Source organism: Streptomyces sp. NPDC059718, from assembly GCF_042733315.1.
Lineage (GTDB): Bacteria > Actinomycetota > Actinomycetes > Streptomycetales > Streptomycetaceae > Actinacidiphila.
On the sequence record NZ_JBHWGA010000062.1, the window covers coordinates 1 to 19,011 of the forward strand.

15 protein-coding genes and 1 pseudogene are annotated in these 19,011 nt (G+C 70.9%); 7 read left to right on the forward strand and 9 right to left on the reverse strand.

Annotated features, from left to right (window positions below; translation table 11 throughout):
- The first annotated feature begins 722 nt into the window (after positions 1–722).
- A complete protein-coding gene (locus tag ACFV3E_RS41020; RefSeq protein ID WP_500540802.1) occupies positions 723–1,001 on the forward strand; it encodes a hypothetical protein in 279 nt (92 codons plus the stop codon).
- A 79-nt stretch (positions 1,002–1,080) separates the two neighbouring features.
- On the opposite strand, the gene ACFV3E_RS41025 is transcribed toward ACFV3E_RS41020, so the two are convergent.
- The 3 genes from ACFV3E_RS41025 to ACFV3E_RS41035 form a co-directional block, all read right to left on the reverse strand.
- Positions 1,081–1,284, reverse strand: a complete 204-nt coding sequence (locus ACFV3E_RS41025) for a hypothetical protein (RefSeq protein ID WP_500540804.1) — start codon at positions 1,282–1,284, stop codon at positions 1,081–1,083.
- A gap of 803 nt (positions 1,285–2,087) precedes the next feature.
- Entirely contained in the window at positions 2,088–2,726 is a 639-nt protein-coding gene (locus tag ACFV3E_RS41030; protein WP_500540806.1) for a PP2C family protein-serine/threonine phosphatase, read from the reverse strand.
- Entirely contained in the window at positions 2,726–3,310 is a 585-nt protein-coding gene (locus ACFV3E_RS41035) for a GAF domain-containing protein (protein WP_500540808.1), read from the reverse strand. Before ACFV3E_RS41035 ends, ACFV3E_RS41030 begins: the two co-directional genes overlap by 1 nt.
- A 1,578-nt stretch (positions 3,311–4,888) precedes the next feature.
- Between ACFV3E_RS41035 and ku (ACFV3E_RS41040) the strand changes: the two genes are divergently transcribed.
- The gene (gene ku / locus ACFV3E_RS41040) at positions 4,889–5,425 is read left to right on the forward strand and encodes a non-homologous end joining protein Ku (protein ID WP_500540810.1); all 537 of its coding nucleotides are present in this window, start codon (positions 4,889–4,891) and stop codon (positions 5,423–5,425) included.
- 417 nt (positions 5,426–5,842) lie between these two features.
- Here the strand turns inward: ku (ACFV3E_RS41040) and ACFV3E_RS41045 are convergent, their stop codons facing one another.
- A complete protein-coding gene (locus tag ACFV3E_RS41045) occupies positions 5,843–6,010 on the reverse strand; it encodes a hypothetical protein (RefSeq protein WP_018562898.1) in 168 nt (55 codons plus the stop codon).
- A 172-nt stretch (positions 6,011–6,182) separates the two neighbouring features.
- Here ACFV3E_RS41045 and ku (ACFV3E_RS41050) point away from each other — a divergent pair, with 172 nt between their 5' ends.
- The 5 genes and pseudogenes from ku (ACFV3E_RS41050) to ACFV3E_RS41070 all read left to right on the forward strand — a co-directional run bounded on the left by ku (ACFV3E_RS41050) (position 6,183) and on the right by ACFV3E_RS41070 (position 14,906).
- Entirely contained in the window at positions 6,183–6,734 is a 552-nt protein-coding gene (ku, locus tag ACFV3E_RS41050; RefSeq protein WP_500540812.1) for a non-homologous end joining protein Ku, read from the forward strand.
- A 172-nt stretch (positions 6,735–6,906) separates the two neighbouring features.
- A pseudogene (locus ACFV3E_RS41055) lies at positions 6,907–8,189 on the forward strand (IS701 family transposase).
- A gap of 230 nt (positions 8,190–8,419) precedes the next feature.
- Positions 8,420–9,061 (forward strand): SH3 domain-containing protein, encoded by a 642-nt coding sequence (locus tag ACFV3E_RS41060; RefSeq protein WP_500540814.1) that lies wholly within the window; start codon positions 8,420–8,422, stop codon positions 9,059–9,061.
- Between the two features lie 194 nt (positions 9,062–9,255).
- Positions 9,256–12,033: a helix-turn-helix transcriptional regulator gene (locus ACFV3E_RS41065; protein ID WP_500540816.1), complete on the forward strand. Its 2,778-nt coding sequence runs from the start codon at positions 9,256–9,258 to the stop codon at positions 12,031–12,033.
- 107 nt (positions 12,034–12,140) lie between these two features.
- Positions 12,141–14,906: an ATP-binding protein gene (locus ACFV3E_RS41070; protein ID WP_500540818.1), complete on the forward strand. Its 2,766-nt coding sequence runs from the start codon at positions 12,141–12,143 to the stop codon at positions 14,904–14,906.
- Positions 14,907–14,979: 73 nt separating this feature from the next.
- On the opposite strand, the gene ACFV3E_RS41075 is transcribed toward ACFV3E_RS41070, so the two are convergent.
- Genes ACFV3E_RS41075 through ACFV3E_RS41095 form a run of 5 tightly spaced genes read right to left on the reverse strand, consistent with a single transcriptional unit; the run spans position 14,980 to position 18,988 of the window.
- Positions 14,980–15,837, reverse strand: a complete 858-nt coding sequence (locus tag ACFV3E_RS41075) for an alpha/beta fold hydrolase (RefSeq protein ID WP_500540820.1) — start codon at positions 15,835–15,837, stop codon at positions 14,980–14,982.
- A gap of 38 nt (positions 15,838–15,875) precedes the next feature.
- The gene (locus ACFV3E_RS41080) at positions 15,876–16,352 is read right to left on the reverse strand and encodes a cupin domain-containing protein (RefSeq protein ID WP_500540821.1); all 477 of its coding nucleotides are present in this window, start codon (positions 16,350–16,352) and stop codon (positions 15,876–15,878) included.
- 2 nt (positions 16,353–16,354) lie between these two features.
- Positions 16,355–17,359 carry an alpha/beta fold hydrolase gene (locus ACFV3E_RS41085; protein WP_500540823.1) on the reverse strand — a complete coding sequence of 335 codons (1,005 nt, stop codon included), beginning with the start codon at positions 17,357–17,359 and terminating at the stop codon, positions 16,355–16,357.
- 16 nt (positions 17,360–17,375) lie between these two features.
- Positions 17,376–18,182: an SDR family NAD(P)-dependent oxidoreductase gene (locus ACFV3E_RS41090; RefSeq protein ID WP_500540825.1), complete on the reverse strand. Its 807-nt coding sequence runs from the start codon at positions 18,180–18,182 to the stop codon at positions 17,376–17,378.
- Positions 18,179–18,988 carry an alpha/beta hydrolase gene (locus ACFV3E_RS41095; RefSeq protein WP_500540827.1) on the reverse strand — a complete coding sequence of 270 codons (810 nt, stop codon included), beginning with the start codon at positions 18,986–18,988 and terminating at the stop codon, positions 18,179–18,181. The genes ACFV3E_RS41090 and ACFV3E_RS41095 overlap by 4 nt, the downstream gene beginning before the upstream one ends.
- Positions 18,989–19,011: the final 23 nt, after the last annotated feature.

Consider the following 19,011-nt stretch of genomic DNA (forward strand, 5'->3'; position numbering starts at 1 on the left):
GTGGCTGTGCCGGTCTCGGCGCGCTTCACACAGATCTCCAATGTCTTCCGGTACGCGTTTCCCCCGGCCCGCGTGCGTCGCGGGCCACGGCCCTCTGGCCCTCGATCGAGCCTTGCTTTGCATACGTACGACCTGCCGGGGTCGTCGGTCCGTGACCGCATCCCGGGAAGTGTGGGGCAGAACACGTGCATGACCGGGCTCGCTTTCGTGTCCCATGCAACGCTCCTGGCCCATGAGGGATCGGGGCTGGGCTGGCAGATTGCGCACTTGCCAGGGCGTGCCTCTCGACCCGCACGCTGAACTGGTGGGCTTGATGCGCTTCGACAGACATCTGAGATCAGGGGTTGAGTCCCCGGAAAGGATGTCCACCATGGAGAGCATGAGGAAGAAGAAGCCACGTCCTCGCCGCTCGTTCACGCCGGATTCCGAGGCCGAGATCGACCACCACACCATTGGTGTCCGTCAAAGCGGAACAAGCTCAAGAAGCCCCCGCAGGATCCACCGGCGAGGGGCTCCTTAGCTTGGGGCCGACGTGCACACCGTGCCCTCATTGCCCTCGTCACGTCCGCGTAACGCACCTTCCGGGCCGCCGGAAGTAGGGTCCCGCCATGCTGCTTTTCCACTTCACCAGACCGGGGTCATGGCCGCTGATCCTGGCCGACGGGGAGATCCGGCCGACCTGACCGTTAGACCCGGCTGAGCTGCCGGAACTGTCGCGGACCGTGCACCTCACCGCCGATCCGAACCCGGCTGCCCTCCCCGATTCCTTCCGCGACTGCACGGTGCGAATCACGGTGGAGGTGTCCGAGCCAGCACACCGGTGGCATGCCTGGGCCGGGAGCATGTTGCCGAGTTCTGCCGCCGACGTACTGACGGCGACGCACTTTGGCGGCGGTCGGCCCGACGAATGGTTCGTGCTGGAGCGGGCAATCCCAGCCGCCGAATGGGTCTCGGTCATCGACCTGGCCGCGCGGACACCCCTTTGGCCCGAGGCGGTATAGCCGCCAGGCCGGGGTAGCCGCTCCTTAGGATCTCCTGCCCGACCACGAGTGATCCCAGCAACCGGGTCAGGCAGGGGATTCACCACACTGTTGGACCTGCACCGCGCCAATCGAACAACTCCTCGTCCAGATGGAACGAGTCGGGGTCGAGTCCAGCCCGCCGCAGGAACTCCATCAGGTCCCGAAGGTCGTACGCGATGCCGAGGTCCTGGCAATCCAGGCGCACCCGCCGGCCGCCACCCTCAGAAGGCGGCGGATACACGACCACCTGGTGCCCCTCCATACGCTCAGGGTGCCTCCGCCCTAGGACAGGGCGCATCCTGAGAGTGCGGCCCTGCCCGTCTGTCCGCACCCGTCGCGCACTCCAGGGCGGGGCCGTTCATCACTCGGGCGATCCGCCCGGCTTGTGACGCAGAACTAAGGGGAGCACGCTGGAACGAGTGCTTGAGGGCTCTCCCTCCCCCCCTCGATCCCTCGGGCACGATAGAGGCCCCCGCCGCGGCGAAGCGACGGGGGCTTGTCTCTTTCTTCGGACCGGCGCCCGCTTCACGGAAGGGGGCCTCTTCCGCGGCTGCCCGGGCACGCCGGCCACCGCTCGTCGAAGGCGGTTGGACGACCACTCGACTTCCCTCAGGGTGCACCGGCCCGGTCCGACTCGCACCCTGAGAAGCTCGCTTCGAGAGCCTGTCTCCACGCATCGCCGGGCCACGTGAGCGACTATCGGCCGTGCAGTCCGCGGGTTGCACAGCGAGCTGCCTCGTTCTGTGAAAGAGGCGCATGCTGGAGATGCGGCCCCGCCCAAAGCGGACGAGATCCAGCCCTCGGGGGCGGGGCCGCGTTGCCGCAGGTGTCCGCCCGACTGGTCGTGTGAGTGCTCCACTAGGCCCGGGCCATAGCCCGGCGGGCTCGGCAAGCCTCCCGCTGCGCGCGCCGCGGTAGGAAGGTCATGGCCGATGCCGAGCGCTGACCAAAGAAGACGAATCGCGCTGGACTCATCGCCGTCGACGCCCAGGCTTACGGGTCCCGTCGCGGCCAGACGCAACGAAGGGGTGCAGTGCGGTGGCTGCCTCGTCTTCGCGTTGAGGGTCAGTGGCGTGGTGGAACGCGTAGGGCGAGGAGGGCGGTGTCATCGCTGGCCCAGTCGCCGGTGTATTCGGCAAGGAGGTCGCCGATGTGGGTGACGATGCCTTGCGCGTCCAGTTCGTGGCACGCGGCGAGTGCAGCGACGAGGGAGTGTTCGCCGTATTCGGGCTGGGTGCCGGATGAGGCGGTGCGGCGGGCTCGGGCTTCGGTGGCACCGTCGGTGTAGAGCAGCAAGGTGTCCCCGGGGGCAAGCCGGAAGGGTGTGTCGGCGAGGGTTACGTCGGTCAGGACTCCAAGCAGGCTTCCGTGTCGGCCGACCTCCTGAACGCGGCCGTTAGCGCGGCGGATCAGCGCCGGCGGGTGGCCTGCTGTGCACAGCCGGCCTGTGACGCCGGCGGCCGTGGTGCGGAAGGTGGCATAGACGGCGGTCAGAAATCGCTCGCCCTTGCGCTGTTCGATGAGGGCGGTGTTCAGGCGGTCCAGGACGGCCGCGGGGGACATGTGCTGGGTGGCCTCCGCCCGCAATGTGTAGCGGGCCAGGGCGGTGACCTTGGCCGCTTCGGTCCCCTTGCCGCACACATCGCCCATCACCGTGCACCACCAGGGCCCCTTGGCGTGGAAGAGGTCGTAGAAGTCGCCCACTACGGTGGTGCCACCCGCTGCGGGCAAATACGAGGCGGCCGCCCCAGGCCGGGCACCTTCTGCAGGATCGGCGGCAGCAGGCTGTTTTGAAGGCTGCGAGCCAGTTCGGTGGCGGTCCCCAGGGCGTGCTCCGCGACGGCGAGCGAGGTGCGGAGGTTGATCTCATTGCTCACCGCCCGTGCCATCGTGCCCAAGGCTGCTAGTTCATCGGGCTGCCAAGCGTGGGGATTCTCGTCGATCACGCACATGCTGCCGAGTACTTCCCCGCCGGGGGCAAGGATCGGATACCCGGCCCAGGCTCCGATCTTCATGCGCGTGATCGCCGGATGAGCATTTGTGCGGGGGTCAGCGGCGGCGTCCTCGACCACGAACGGGTCCCCATGAAGGCCGACTAGGAAGTAGCAGAAGCTTTCGGCAACTGGGTTCTGCCGTTCGGCCGGCCCCTCGGAGTCCACTCCGACAGTGGATTTCCAGAACGATCGGTGATCGTCGACCAGGGTGATGAAGGCTCGTCCGCAGCCGGTCACTGCGGTCGCAAGCTGGGCCAGGTCATCGAAAGCGGCCTCCGGGTCGGTGTCCAGCAACCCGGTGGCCTCCACCGCAGCCAATCGGTGGGGATCAGACAAGGACGCGGGCAGACCGTCGGCTCGCAACCGGCCAGCGAACACGTCGCCCTCCGGCCAGCCTCTACCAGCTCCCAAAGCGGCCTCCGTGAGATCGGACGGTGCCGGAATGCGTGCAGACCGGCGTCTTCAGAACACTTGCCCAACGGCAACGGTAGCCATTAGCGATACGCGGGTTCCAGACTCGGCGGCGATCGCCACGGGATTGGGTATGGCTGACTAACGTATGGCTTGGTGCGCCGGTGTTTCCACAGCGAGCAACGGGTCGGGCGTGCATCGTCGCCGCCGGGCCCGCTGCTCCTCTGTCCACTCCAGCACTAGGCCCGTGGCACAGCGGTGCTTGCGCACCTCCTTGCGGGCCACATCGTACGATCTCTGCAGGTCAGCCCGGGGATCGAGAACGCTGAGGCCACGCGGAGCGTACGCGTCGGCCCCGACATCGCCGGGGAGCCCCGGCCACCGGCCCCGGGACGACGGGGCCGCGTCGTCGACCAACCCAACCGTCGCGCGCCATCACCGCACATGGGTCGGGCGGCCAGCTGGGTTGCCCCTACGGACTCCGTTCCGCGTGGGCGGGGGTCAGCAGGTCCAGCCACCGCCAAACCAATTTTTCGGGACCGGCGGGAAGGCGTGCCCCTGCACATCTGTGCTGGTGAAGCAGTAAGCGTCACTGCAAGCACACTCGCAAATGCTGCTGACCTGCACTTTCTTGCCAGGGCGATCATGCGGGTCGTCTCGTGCATGCTGACCTCCTCGCCGACCGAGGCCCTGAGTGGGCGGGACCTCGGTCTGCAAGGGCGCTAACCGCCGAGGGACGGGAGGCCGCCCCGGGGAGCCGCCCGACGGGAGGAGTCAAAGGCGGACGGCTCCGCAGGTCGCCTTGCCTCACACCTGCCGCCGAAACCCGGCGAACGAAAACCTCACCACGAATCCGGCTTGGGGAACGCAACGATCCGCATGCGCGCCCGCCCGGGCGGAGCGGTCCGCGCTCGACTTCCAGGGACTCGGCCGTCTTCGAGGTCCGGGCATCGGTCACCGCCGTCAGCCCCGCCGAGCAGCAGCTCCTGGACGGCGACGCGGTCCGGATCGGCCGCGGTGAGATCCCGCCGGACCAGATCCCGAAATACGAGAGCTTCCAGCCCGGGCGGCAGCCGCGGGTGCAAGTGCGGGTGGGCGGCCGGTGGCACGACGGAGTGGTCTGGCACAAGATCCGGTACCGGGACGGGAGGCACGCGGTCCAGGTGAAGGTGACATTTCTGGAAGGCGACGGCTTCCCCGTCGTGTACTGGCGCACGTATTGGTGGAACCCGGACGCGATCCGCGTTGTGCGCTGATCACCTGGAAGGTGGTGCGGCTCCGCCCAAGGTGGAGGAGGGCGAAGCCGCGTCCCATTTCTACCTCGTTAAGGAGGGTGTCAATCGCGATGGTTCACAGCCCGGCCATGACCCGAGCTGCTGACTTGTCGCTGGCGTGCCCTTCCAGAGCGGCCCACTCGGCGACGTCGAAGGGCCAGCCCGTGTCGGAGTAGGCGATGACGACGTGGCGGCCGTCCTGCCGGACGGTGTGCTGCCGGTCGCCAGGCTCAGCCCCGGCGGCTACGACGGCGGCAGCCGAAGCAGCATTGCGGCACAGGTCCACGCGAGCGACGGAGCCCGCATCCGGCACCGGAGGGTGTGTGAGCGCGAAGATGTGGAGGTCCCGCAGTCGGAAGTCGCGCGCGGCTGGGAGCGGCCAGACGGCCGCACCGTCGTGCTCCTCGATGAGGACCTTGCCGCGCTTCCCCTCCCGACCAAGCGAACGGTCGACGTTCTCGGCTTCGTCGACGAGCGTGACGTCGACCCGGTGCTCTACGCCAGGCCCTATTGGGTGGGGGCCGCCGGCGAGCAGGGCCAGCGTCCGTACGCGTTCCTGGTGGAAGCACTGGCCCGGCACGGGACGGTCGCGGTCGCCGAGGTCACCTTGCGCACCCGGGAGCGGCTGGCGGTACTGAGGCCGCGGCACGGCATGCTCGTGCTCCACACGCTGCTGTGGCCGGAGGAGATCCGGGAGGCAGACGACCTGTCGCGGCTCCGGTGACGGAACGGGAGCGGGCGGGGCACGGCCCCGCCCGAGTGCGTGCGACGGAGGTCTGGACAGGCCCGCAGCCCCAGGGTGCGCGACGTGCCGGGCGAGAGCACGCTGCGCAGCGCGACTCGAGCGGTCGTCCTACCGCCATCGAGGACCGGTAGCCGCGCGGCGAAGGGGCTCTGGGAGTGGCCCGCACCAGGCATACGCGCATTGTTGTCTGTGGCCACCTCTACTCGGCCACTTCTACTCGGCGGCCGAGGAGCACGGCACCGGCTTCCACCAGATCCACGCAGGCGACGGAACGCGCATCCGACACCGGCGGTGTGAACGCGAGGACGCGTAGCGGAGGCCACGCTGCTCGACGAGGCGGAGCGGGAGTTTCAGCAGGCCAAGGGCCGACAGCGGCCGAGCCGTGGAGGCGGCCCCTCAGCGCAGCAGACTTTGACGCCTGTGACGCCCTCTCGCGACGATGTAGACGAAGTCGAGCACGAGGACCACGATGCCGATGATCAAAAGATAGAACAGACCATGGGCGACCGCGCCGATCAAACCCAGGATGATCGCCGCGATAATAAGCAGCAGGAAAAGCACCATTTCCGAGCACCTCCTCGACGCAGCTCCGCGACGGGCCCGGTGTCACCGCCACCCCCGCGACGGAGTGAGCGGTGGCCTCCAGTAGGGCGTCTTGCCCCGGGCGGGCCTGGGAAACCACTACGCCGGAGTAACTCACCGCGCGCCGAACCGCCCTGCATTCGACGCTGTCGGCATGCGCGCGATCTGGACCGGCTACGTGTCTTTTGGCCTGGTGACACTGCCTGTCCACCTCTACTCGGCGACCGAGGAGCGCGGCACGGGGATCCACCAGGTTCATGCGCGCGATGGCTCCAGGATCAGGCACCGGAGAGTGTGTGAGAGTGAGGACGTCGAGGTCCCGCAGTCGGAGATCGCGCGCGGCTTGGAGCGGCCGGATGGCCGCACCGTCGTGCTCCTCGAGGAGGACCTGGCCGCGCTTCCCCTCCCGACGAAGCGCACGGTGGAGGTCCTGGGGTTCGTCGACGAGCGGGACGTCGACCCGGTCCTGTACTCAAAGCCGTACTGGGTCGGGGCAGCCGGCGAGCAGGGGCAGCGGCCGTACGCCCTGCTGGTGGAGGCGCTTGCCCGGCACGGCCGGGTGGCGGTCGCCAAAGTCACCTTGCGCACCCGGGAGCGGCTGGCGGTCCTCAGGCCGCGGCACGGGATGCTCGTGCTCCACACCCTGCTGAGGTGCTGCACTGGGACGAGGGTCTGGTCAGCGCCAAGCACCCGAGTGACGTGTTGATCGCCAAGATGTGCGAGCTCGGCAGGTACTTGGGGGCTCGGGTGCAGGGTGACGACGGTGAGCACTACGACAGTTGAGCGCGGACACCGCGAGATGATCAAGAGTTGTGTGGACTTTTGAAGAGAGTGCGATGGCCGCGGGCCACAGCATAAGTGCAGCCCGTTGGCGGGCGATGTTCGACCAGGCCATGTCGAGGATTGCCGGCCGGTTCCGCCGGGTCGAGCCGCGGGCGACGGCCCGCGCCTACCTGTTCGGACTACTCTCCGGCGTCGAGCGGAAGAACTGCTGGCAGCTGGCCGAACAGGCTGGCCACGCCCGACCTGGGCCGCTGCAGCGCCTGCTACGAACCGCGCGCTGGAGTGCGGATGACGTCCGCGACGACGTTCGCGCCTACGTCGTCGAGCACCTCGGCGCCGACGACGGCGTGCTGATCGTCGACGAGACCGGATTCTTGAAAAAGGGCCGCGGTTCGGCCGGGGTGCAACGGCAGTACACCGGAACCGCAGGACGGATCGAGAACAGCCAGGTCGGCGTGTTCCTCGCCTACGCTTCCCGCCACGGGCGGGCCTTGATAGACCGCCGCCTGTAGCTTCCAGAGCAGGCCTGGTGCCAGGACGACGAGCGCCGGGCCGGGGCTGGCGTCCCCGACCACGTGGAGTTCGCGACCAAGCCCTCCCTGGCCGGGCGGATGATCGAGGCTGCGCTGGACACCGGGATCACCACCTCATGGGCGACCGGTAATGAGGCCTACGGCCAGGACCCGGGCCTGCGGGCCCTGCTGGAAACCCGGCGGATCGGCTACGCCTTAGCCGTCGCTTGCAGCACCCGAGTGTGGATCAATGAGGACCGCACCGCGGTCCGAGTGGACGCCGCCGCCGACCACCTTCCCGCCTCGGCCTGGCACCAGCAAAGTGCTGGATCCGGGGCGAAGGGACCCCGCTACTACGACTGGGCCTGGATTGAGATCGGCGCCGACGGCCACACCATCTGCTCGTCCGCCGCAACCCCACCAGCGGCGAACTCGCCTTCTATCTCTGCTGGAACCCGCAGCGAGTGCCGCTATCAGAGTTGGTCCGGGTCGCTGGCACCAGGTGGTGCATTGAAGAGTGCTTCCAGGCGGCGAAAGGCCAGGTCGGACTGGACCACTACCAGGTCCGCCACTGGACCGCAAGGCACCGGCACATCACCCTGGCCATGCTCGCACTGGCCTTCCTCACTGTCCTGGCTGCCGACGCGACGCCGACCAGACCGACCGAGACAAACCGACCCGCGCGGAGCAATGAACCGATCGACCTGACCGTTCCTGAGATCCGCCACCTGCTGGGCGCACTGCTCAGCCCACTCAGCAACACCCCGAGCAGGCTGATGGCCTGGTCAACCTGGCGCAGGATCCACCAGGCCACAGCCCGCCGGAGTCATTACCGACGGCGGATCTCAGCCCTCTCCACCGCTTAGACCACAAAGCCGCACTGGAGTACTAACGGTCGTATCAGAGGGATTGCAGCCTTCTCAGACTTTGCAGCACCGCAGGTCCAGGCCGCCCAAAAAACACATCGCCCTCAATGTCGGATTCTCAAAATCTACAGCACCGCAGGTCAGAGCCTTGATCATCTATATCGGTACCGCAATCTGGCTGCTCCGACACAGACGACGGCACCATCGGTGTCGGCCCGGTCGGCAGCGTCGTGACCATCGCCCCCACCTTCGCCGAGAACCTGCAGACGTTCACCGCCTGCCCGTCCGACGACCCCACGGGCGGCACCACCGAGTGCACCCCGAAGACGGTCCCGGCGGGCTCGCTCTTCGTGCACCAGGGCCCGAGCGAGGACTCCCCGCTCATCCTGGACGCGAACGTGCACCCGGGCGCCACCAGCGGCACGAACGACGTCAGCGACTGGAGCACCACGGTGCAGGCCGGCCAGCAGTTCGTCGTCGCCGACCAGCAGGGTGACTGGACCGCCATCTGGTTCGACGGCCAGAAGGGCTGGATCGACAACCCCAAGGGCAGGAACACCGTCCCGACCACGGCTGTGAAGATCATCACCGCGGCCGGCGCGAGCACCGCGCCGGTCTACGGCACCGCCTTCCCCGACCCGTCCGAGGTCCCGGCCGGCTGGGGCGCCGACCCGCAGAACCCGCTCACGGCGCCCAGCTACGGCATCCCCGCGGGCCAGGCCTACGTCGCCGACCAGCCCCCGGTCAACGGCCAGGACCTCTTCCCGAGCCGGCAGGGCGTCGCCACCGGCACGAAGCAGTACTACACGGTGCAGTTCAACCACCACTACGTGTACGTGAACGCGGCCGACCTCACCGCCACCACGGCCTGACGCCCACACCGCTGACCCACCGCACGGCCCCTCGGCGCAAGGCGGCCGGCCTCCCCGGCCGCCCGCCCGCCGGGGGCCCTGCCGCGTCCATCCGTTGGGCGTGCGGGCAACCACCGTCATGTGACGGTCGATTGCGTCGCTGCCGCGCGACTAGCGTGTTTTCACGTCAGGAACTCGATGAACAGGGGATTCCCATGGCGTGGCGCGGGGCTCGTTCCGCGACGGGGCGGGCGATGGTCGGCCGCCCCGCCGAACGCGAGGCGATCGAACGGCTGCTCGAAGCGGTACGGGAGGGACTCAGCGGCGTCCTGGTGCTCGTGGGCGAGGCCGGGATCGGCAAGACACGGTTGCTGGACCACGCGGCGGCCGAGGCCACCGGCGTCGTGCTGACCCGGCTGGTGGGCGTCGAAGCCGAAAGGCCCCTCGGCTACGGCGCGCTGCACCGGCTCCTGCGGCCGCACCTCCACCGTGCCGACCGGCTTCCCGCCCGGCAACAGGACGCCTTGAACGGCGCGTTCGGCCTCGAAGCGTCGCGCCCGGACCGGTACCTCGTCGGTCTGGCGACCTTGACCCTGCTGTCCGACGCGGCGTCGGAGCTGCCGATGCTGTGCCTGATCGACGACGTCCACTGGCTCGATCCCGAGTCGGCCGCGACACTGGCGTTCGTCGCCCGGCGGCTCCACGCCGACTCCCTGGGCCTGATCTTCGCGGCCAGGGACGGCCTCGACGACCGGGGGCTGTTCGACGCCCTGCCCTCGCTGCGGGTCGGCGGGCTGCCCGCCACCGACGCCCGGGAGGTGCTGGCCCGTGCCGCCGCCGGGCACCTGGACCCGGCCGTCGCGGACCGGATCGTGACCGGCACCGGGGGCAATCCGCTGGCGCTCGTCGAACTGGCCGCGCACCTGGGCGCCGAACAGCTGGCCGGGGTCGCGCCGCTGCCCGAGCCGCTGCCGGTGAGCAGGCTGCTGGAGGAGCATTTCCGGCAGTCCGTGGCCGGGCTGCCGCCGGACACCCGGACGCTGCTCCTCCTCATGGCGGCGGCGCCGACCGACGACATGGCGGTGGTCCGGCACGCGGCGGGCGCGCTGGGCCTGCGGGCCAGTGCCGCGGCCGCGGCCGTCGAGGCCTGCGTGCTGGAGCACGGGCCCGGCGCCGGGTTCCGGCATCCGCTGATCCGGTCCTCGGTCTACGCGGCGGCCTCCGGGGACGACCGGCGGCGGATCCACGCGGCCCTCGAAGCGGCCAGCGACCCGGTCCGCGTTCCCGACCGGCGGGCCTGGCACCGTGCCGAGGCGGTCCTCGGCACCGACGACGCGGCGGCCGCGGACCTGGAGGCCGCGTCGGACCGGGCGCGGGCCAGAGGCGGCTACTCCGCCCAGGCACTGTTCCTGTCCAAGGCGGCCGAACTCACCACCGAACCGGCCAGACGCGCCGAGCGCTACCTCGGCGCGGCACAGGCCCATCTGGCCTCCGGCGACCACGCCGCCGTGCACCCCCTGCTCGACCTCGCCCTCCCCGCCCTCGACCGGCCCTCCGCCCGCGCCCGCGCGCTGCGGATCCGGGCCTCGGCCGAGCTCTTCGACACCCGCAACGACCGCGTCCCCGCCATGATGCTCGACGCCGTGGCCGAACTCGGCGACGCGGATCCCCGCATGACCCGGGAGCTGCTCTACGAGGCCATGCACGCCGCCGTCATCGCCCAGAACACCATGCACCGCACGACCTTGGCCGAGGTGGCCAAGGCCGTGATCGGCGCCTCCCACGACCAGGACGCCCCGGACTGGAGCCCCGACCGGCTGATCGAGGGCCTGGCCCTCCGTACCGCCTACGGCTACGAGAACAGCGTCCCGGTGATCCAGGAGGCCCTGGCGGGGCTCCGCGCGTCGGCCGAACTCCACGACATGGCCAGCCCGCTCAGCATCATCGTGGGCCTCGTGGCGGGCGACGTGTGGGACATCGACGCGTACGCCGGGATCGCCGGACGGCTCGCCGCCGAGAACCGCAGCCAGGGAGCGCTGTACAGCCTCACCCTGTCCCTGACGGTCCAGGCGTACACCGAGATCTGGAACGGGCGGCTGGCCACGGCCGACGCGCTCCTCGCCGAGGCCGACGACTACGCCGCGGCCATCGGCCTGGCGACGCAGGGCGATCTCAACAAGGCCCTGCTGTACGCGTGGATGGGCAAGGAGAGCGAGGTGCGCGCCGTCGCCGCGACGATGGACGCCGTCGCCGCGGAGTACGGACTGGGCATGCTGCGCCAGCTGGCGCTCCACGCCCGGTGCATTCTCGCACTGGGCATGGCCCACTACGACGAGGCGCTGCGCCACGCGCTGCCCGCCTACGAGGAGGACTTCCCGTCGGAGGGCAATCTCATGCTGCCGCTCCTCGTCGAGGCCGCCGTCCGCGCGGGCGACCGGCCCACGGCGGCCCTGGCGCTCCAGCGGCTCGAACACCGCGCGCGGCTGGCCGGGACGCCGTGGGCACTGGGGCTCCTGGCCCGCTGCCGGGCCCTGACCGAAGAGGACGCCGACGCCGAGAAGTGGTACCGGGAGTCGATCGACCTCCTGGGCAGCGTCCCCCTGGCCGCCGAACACGCCCGGTCCCGGCTGCTGTTCGGCGAGTGGCTGCGGCGGCGCAAGCGCCGCGCCGAGGCCAGGGACCACCTGCGGGCCGCGTACGAGTCCTTCGCCGCCTGGGGCGCGACCCTGTTCGCCGAACGGGCCCGGATCGAACTGCTCGCGACCGGGGAGAAGGCGCGCCGGCGCGTACCGGAGACCAGGTCCGATCTCACGCCCCAGGAACGGCACGTGGCGCTGCTGGCCGCTTCGGGACTGACCAACGCCGAGATCGCCTCCCGGCTGTTCATCACGACCTCGACGGTCGAGTTCCACCTGAACAAGGTGTTCCGCAAGCTCGGCATCACCTCGCGCCGGCGGATCGCCGCCGCACTCGGCGGGCCGACGACAGGTTGATCCCCACCCGGCCTCAGCGCTCGTGCCTCCGGGCCCCGGTCGCGCGGCCGGGCCGCGATCCGGACGCAGGTGGACATGCGGCGCCATCGACCGCATGATCGAGTCTTGTGAGCACGACCAATGACCGGCGTCTCCTCGGCCGCGACGACGAACTGCGATCCCTGTTCGGGCACCTGGACGCCGTCGATTCCGGAGGTCGTGCGATCGGGCTGTTCGGGGAGCCCGGGGTGGGCAAGAGCGCGCTGCAGGCGGAGGTCGTGGAGCACGCGCGATCCACCGGGTTCACGGTGCTCACCGCGCGGGGCAGCCAGTCCGAGACGCACCTCCCGTTCGCCGGCCTCCATCAACTGCTGCGGCCCCTGCTCCCCCGCGTCGACCGGCTGCCGGCCCCGCAGCGCGACGCCCTCCTCGTCTGCTTCGCCATGAGCGACTCGATCGAGGTGCAGCCGTTCTTCACCTCCTTGGCGGTCCTGGAACTGCTCGTCGACGCGGCGGGGGAGAGCCCGGTCCTGGTCTGCCTCGACGACCTGCACTGGCTGGACCAGCCGTCGACCGACGTGCTGGCCTTCGTCTGCCGCCGGATCGCCGGTGAGCGGTTGATCGTGCTGTGCACGTCGCGACCCGAGGCCCCGCCGTTCGCCGACCCCCACACGATCGCGTGGACGGAGCTGGACGGCATCGACGACGCCGCGTCGGCAGAGCTGCTGGACGCGCGGGCGCCGCGGCTGCCGCCGGCCGTGCGCGAGCGCGTGCTGCGGCAGGCCCGCGGCAATCCGCTCGCCCTGGTCGAGTTCGCCGGCGCGCTGGAGTCGGGGCGGTACGCGTGGACCGAGTTCGACGAGGACCTGCCCATGACCACCCGCCTGGAGCGGGCGTTCGCCATACGGGCCGAGCACCTCGACCCGGCCGTCCGCGCCGTCCTGACCGTCGCCGCGGTCGACGACGGCGACGACCTCGACGACGTCCTCGCCGCCGCGGGCATCCTCCACGGTTCGCCGGTCGACCTCGGGACGGCGCAGCCGGCCCTCGAACACGGGCTGCTGACCGTGACCGGCGAGCGGTACCGCATCGCCCACCCGCTGGTCGGCTCGGCCCTCCGGCAGGGCATGCCGCCGGCCGCACGCCGGGAGGCGCACGCGGCGCTCGCGCAGGTCCTGACCGGTCATCCGGACCGCGCGGTGTGGCACCGGGCCTCCTCGGTGTCGGGACGCGACGAACGGATCGCGGCCGAGCTGGAACAGGCCGCCGGGAACGCCCGGCGCCGCGGTGCGATCTCCTCGGCCGCCGCGTGGCTCGAACGGGCGGCCGCACTGAGCCCGGACCCCCGGTCGCAGGCCGCACGCCTGCTGGGTGCCGCCGAACTCGGCTTCCAACTGGGCCGGTTCAGCCACGTCGAGCAGATCAAGGCCCAGGTCGCGGGGATGACGCTCCGGCACCGCGACCGGTCGCGGCTGGCGTGGCTCGAAGGCGTCTTCCACGACGGCTCCACGGGTGAACCCGCGGAAGTGCGCCACCTGGTGGGCCTGGCCGAGCACGCCACCGGCGAACAGGACGTCGACCTCGCCATGCAGCTGCTGGTCGGTGCCGCCCGGAGAGTGTGGTGGCGCGATCCCGGTCCCACGCTGCGGCACGAGATCGTCCGGGCCGCGGAGCGGGTGAACCTGCCGGCGCACGACCCGCGGCTGCTGGCCCTGCACGCGCTGTGCGGGTTCCACGAGCGGACGCCGATGGTGGTCGAGCAGCTCGCCCGGTGGCCGGCGGACGCCGACGGGCAACCGGAACTCGCCGGCCTGCTGGGCATCGCCGCCTTCTGCACGGGCGATTTCCGGCACGCCGTCGGCTTCCTGTCCACCCCCGTCCGGGAACTCCGCGCCCAGGGCCGCATGAGCCTGCTCGCCGAGGCGCTCGCGATCCGGGCATGGGCCGAGGTCTACCTGGGGGTCTTCGACCCGGCGCGCTCGGCGGACGAGGCCATGCGGCTCGCCGACGAGACCGGCCAGTCGCTGTGGGCCGCGACCGCGCGCATCGCCGTAGCCCTGATCGACGCGGTGCGCGAAGGCTGGGACACCCGCCACCAACTGCTCTCGGAGGCCGAGCACGTGGCGCTGCGCACCCCGAACGCCGCGTCGTCCCTGCTGGCCGGCGTGCAGCTGGCCCGCGGCACCGCTGAACTGGGCGCGAACCGGCACGAGCAGGCGTACGGCGAGCTGCGCCGCATGTTCGAGACCGCCGACCCCGCGTTCCAGCGGATGCAGCAGGTGTGGGCGCTCGGCTACCTGGCCGACGCCGCCGTCCGCACCGATCGGCGGGCCGAGGCGAGAACCGCGCTGGCCTCCGTCGAGCGGCTCGTGGGTGCCTCCCCGCCCACGGGGGCGGCCATCGCCCTGGAGTACGCGAGAGCGGTGCTGGCCGACCGCGCGTCGGCCGAGTCGCTGTTCCACGCCGCCAGGGACGGCGCGGCTTCCCCGATGCCGTGGCACCGCGCCCGTATCGATCTGGCGCACGGCTCGTGGCTGCGCCGGCAGCGACGTGTCCTGGAGTCCCGCGGACCGCTGCGGGCGGCACGGTCGGCGTTCGACGCCGTCGGTGCCCGCACCTGGGCGAACCTCGCCGACCAGGAGTTGCGTGCGACGGGCGAGCGCGGGTGGCAGCCCACGTCGAACCCGCGCGAACTGCTGTCGCCGCAGGAGACCCAGATCGCCGAGCTGGCCGCGCAGGGGCTGTCCAACCGCGAGATAGGACAGCGGCTGTTCCTGTCGCACCGCACGGTCAGCTCGCACTTGTACCGCATCTTCCCCAAGCTCGGCATCGCCTCCCGGGGCCAGCTGGCCGCCGCGCTGACCCGCCACGGCGATCAGCCCTCGGCCGGTTGACACCCGCCGCCCGGCGGCGGGACCGCGCGGTGCCGCACGGTCCCGCCGTTCGGTGCTCACCGGTACGTGTGGGTCAGGCGGTGGCCCGGGCGGCCGCCTCGACGAGGTCCGCGACGGCTCCCGGATGGGAGACCGACACGGCGTGCGAGGCATCTCGTACCGTCACGGTGCGGGAGTGGGCACGCTGGGCCATGGCCCGCTCCGCGGCCGGCGGGATGGCCTGGTCGGCTCCGGCGACCAGGTACCACGACGGGATGGTCCGCCAGGCCGGTGCGCTGCTGGGCGCGGCCAGCGCGCCCACGGCCACCGGGCGCTGCCCGGCCGCCATCAGGCGGGTCTCGCGGGCCGGCACGTCCGCCGCGAAGACCTTCTGGAAGGCGGCGGGGTCGATGTAGGCGTCCTGGCCGCCGCCGGGGAACGGCCGCACCACCAGGGACGACGGCAGCCGGCTGCCCGGGTACTCACTGGTGATCCCCAGGGCGCTCTCGCCCTGGTCGGGCGCGAACGCGGCGATGTAGACCAGGGCCTTGACGTTGGTGTGGCCCGCGGCGGCGTCGGTGATGACCGCGCCGCCGTAGGAGTGCCCGACCAGGACGACCGGCCCGGGGATGCTGTCGAGGACGCTGGAGACGTAGGCCGCGTCACCGGCCAGGTCGCGCAGCGGGTTCGCCACGCCGAGGACGGGGTAACCCTCGCGCTCCAGCCGCGTCACGACCCCGTTCCAGCTGGAGGAGTCGGCGAAGGCGCCGTGCACCAGGACGACCGTCGGCTTGGCCGTGTGCGCGGCGGCGGGCGCCGGGGCGGAGAAGTGCGGCACGGCCTCGGAACTCGCCGGGACGGCGAGCAGGGCCGCGGCCACCAGCGCGGGGATCACCACGCTCCTGCGTCGCAGCAGGGCCCGTCCGGACGGCACCGGCAGGGTGTACTTCATGTCAGCTTCCCTTCTGGATGTCGGCAACTGATGGAGCGTCACAACGTGGGCGGCGGCCCGGTGACGCGCAGCTTGAAGGCCTCGGCCGAGCCCACGATCGACGCCAGGTCGAAGGCCGGCGGAATGTCCCTGGCGTCGGTCACCGGGACACCGTTGACCCTGAACCACTCCTCGATGCCGGCCGGGCTGAAGACGACGGCGAGCCGCGCGCCCTCGGAACGGACCAGGTAGCTGTGCGGCACACCGCGCGGGCCGAAGGCGACCTGCCCTGGGATCAGGTCGTGGCGCTTGTCACCGACAAAAAAGGACACCTCGCCGTCCAGCACGAACCAGAGCTCTTCCTCGTTCTCGTGCACATGGTGCGGCGGCGCGTGGCCTATCGGGTCGGAGAACTCCATCACGCTCATCGCGTCGCCAGTCGCCCGGCCCGGGAGCAGGATCCTGGCCTGCCCGCCGAGGAACCAGAACGGCTCGGTGTCGGTTGAGGCTTCGAAGCCGGGGAAACTCTTGATCACGATCACTTCTCCAGATGCGGGGAGGGACGGTCGAGGAAACCGAGCAGCATGGCGGTCAGTTCCTCGGGGTGTTCTTCGTAGATCCAGTGGCCGGAGTTGGCGATGGTCACCCCGGTGACGTCGGAGGCGTACTTGTCGGTCTGTTCGCCCTCGGCGTCGCCGAGGCTGCCGGAGGCGCCGATGGCGAGCACGGGCATCCGCAGCGGGGTCTTCGCGAACTCCTCGTTGTCGCGGATGTCCTGCGGGAACACGCGGAACCAGGCGAGGCTCGCCTCGAGGTGGGCGGGGTCGCGCAGGTAGTGCGCGAACACCCGGATGTCGGCGGGGCTCACCGCTCCCCGGACGCCCTCGAACCCGCCGATGAAGCCGGCGGTCCAGGCGACCTCCCGGCCTCTGATCATGTCCTCCGGCAGGCCGTCGGTCAGGTTGAAGAAGCCGAAGTTCCAGACACCGGGCCCCTGTTCGGTCAGTGAGGGGATCGAGTAGATGCTCTTGTCCGGGATCGGCGCCTCGCTGAGGACCAGCTTCTTCACCGTCGCCGGGTACTGCGCGGCGTAGGAGTAGGCGACCATCGTGCCGATGTCGTGGCCGACGATCCGCACGTCATCGGCCCTGTTGAGCGACACCAGCAGCGCGTGCAGCTCGGCGGCCATCGTCTTCTTGTCGTAGCCGGAGGGCGGGGCGTCGCTCTGCCCGGCGCCGGGCAGATCGGGGGCGACGACCGTGTAGTGCTGGGCGAGGGCGGGCATGATGCCGTGCCACTCGTACCAGGTCTGCGGGTAGCCGTGGAGGAGCAGCAGCGTCGGCCCGTGGCCGCCGATGACGTAGTGCAGGCCGATACCGGCGACGCGGGTCTTGTGCTCGCTGAACCCCGCGGGCAACCGCTCGCCGGCGGACGAGGCCGACGCGGGGGCCGCGTTCGTGGTGAACGTGGTCACCCCCAGGGCGACGGCCACGGCGAGGGCCGCGCCGAGCAGGCGGCGGTTTCGGGGCAGGTGGAATCTCACTCGGGCTCCAGAATCATCAGAGGGTGTCGGTCATGCCGCCGTCGATGAGGAAGTCGGCGCCGGTGACGTTGCCCGACCGCCGGCCGGCCAGGAACACGACCAGGTCGGCCACTTCGGAGGGCAGGGTGAACCGCCCGGTGACCGCCTCGGCCGCGGCGGTGTCGGCGACGGCGTGCGGATCAAGGCCCAGGCTCGCGCCGACGGTCGCGGCCACCCCGTCCGTGCCCCGCCACAGCGCGGTCTCGACCGGTCCCGGGCTCACCGAGTTGACCCGTACGCCCTGCGGACCCACCTGCTTGGACAGCGCCTTGCAGAAGTTGGACAGCGCGGCCTTGGCGGCGCTGTAGTCGATGACCAGCGGATCGGGCAGCCGGGCGTTGACCGAGGAGACGGTGACGATCCGGCCGTCCCCGGTGTCGACGAGATGCGGCAGCGCGCTGCGGGTGGTGCGCACCGCGGCCATGAAGTTGACCGTGAACGTCCAGTCCCAGTCGGCATCGGTCATGGCCGCGAAGCCCTCGACCCGCGGCCGCACCGCGCCGACGTTGTTCACCAGGACATCCAGCCCGCCGTGCAGCTCCACCGCGGCGGCCGCCAGCGCGGCCGGGCCGTCGGGCGTGGCCAGGTCGACCTCGACGACGGTGAGCTCCGCCCCCTGCTCGATCAGGTCGTCGAGTTCCTCCGTGCGCTTCCTGGTCCCGGCGACGACCCGGGCCCCGGCCCGGACCAGGCCCTGGGTGATCGCCAGGCCGATGCCCCGGCCGGCGCCCGTAACCAGCGCCCGCTGCCCCTCCAGGCCGAGGTCGTGGGAAGGAGCGGTCATCGCGAGCCCTCCAGGCCCTGCCGCCGCAGCCAGGCCAGCGCCTCGTCCGCGACCTCGCGCCAGCCGCTGTCGATGGTCAGCGAGTGCCCGCGGTCGGGGAAGGCCATGAAGTCGGTGACCGCGTCGGAGTGCCGGTACTGCTTGAGCGTCGCGCGGGTGACGGCCTCCGGGACGGTGTGGTCCTTGCCGCCGGACATCAGCAGCAGCGGGCCGCGCCCGGAGTTCTCGGTGTCGACCTTGGCCGGCGAATGCGGGTTGAAGTTCGCCGCTGCGGCCTCGAACAGTGGCTTGCCCGGCGCGGGAATGGTCCACTGCGCGAACAGGGCGTCCGACTCCTCCTCGCTCACGGCGTTGCCGAACGCGAAGCGGAACTGCTCGGCGCTCAGGGACACCGCGCGGTGCTTGTTCGCCGGGTTCTTGAACACGGGCAGCGTCGACCGCAGCGCCGACAGCGGCAGCGGCAGGACCCCCTTGATCTGAGCCGCGTCGATCGCCACCGCGGCCGCGGCCAGGTCCTGGCCGAGCAGCTTCTGCGCGATCATGCCGCCGAAGGAGTGGCCGATGAGGATGGGCAGCGTGTCCAGGCCGCGGATGATCGACGCGTAGTGCTCGACGACGTCGTCGATGCCGTGGTCGGCGATGCTCTCGGGGTTCTGCCGCGCCTCCTCCACGGTGTCGGGGTCGCCGGGCCAGCCGGGCGCGGACGGGGCGTAGCCCTCGTCGCCGAACAGGTCGATCCACGGCTGCCAGGACGTGCTGTGCAGCCACAGGCCGTGGATGAAGAGGACGGGTGTGGGGCTGGTCATGGCCGTCGGGCCTTTCTCGCGAG

Coding starts and splice junctions, on each gene's coding strand:
- ACFV3E_RS41065 (WP_500540816.1), top strand. CDS start 9,256: ATGGCGTGGCGCGGGGCTCGTTCCGCGACGGGGCGGGCGATGGTCGGC.
- ACFV3E_RS41095 (WP_500540827.1), bottom strand. CDS start 18,988: ATGACCAGCCCCACACCCGTCCTCTTCATCCACGGCCTGTGGCTGCAC.
- ACFV3E_RS41025 (WP_500540804.1), bottom strand. CDS start 1,284: ATGGAGGGGCACCAGGTGGTCGTGTATCCGCCGCCTTCTGAGGGTGGC.
- ACFV3E_RS41090 (WP_500540825.1), bottom strand. CDS start 18,182: ATGACCGCTCCTTCCCACGACCTCGGCCTGGAGGGGCAGCGGGCGCTG.
- ku (WP_500540812.1), top strand. CDS start 6,183: ATGCGCGCGATCTGGACCGGCTACGTGTCTTTTGGCCTGGTGACACTG.
- ACFV3E_RS41075 (WP_500540820.1), bottom strand. CDS start 15,837: ATGAAGTACACCCTGCCGGTGCCGTCCGGACGGGCCCTGCTGCGACGC.
- ACFV3E_RS41045 (WP_018562898.1), bottom strand. CDS start 6,010: ATGGTGCTTTTCCTGCTGCTTATTATCGCGGCGATCATCCTGGGTTTG.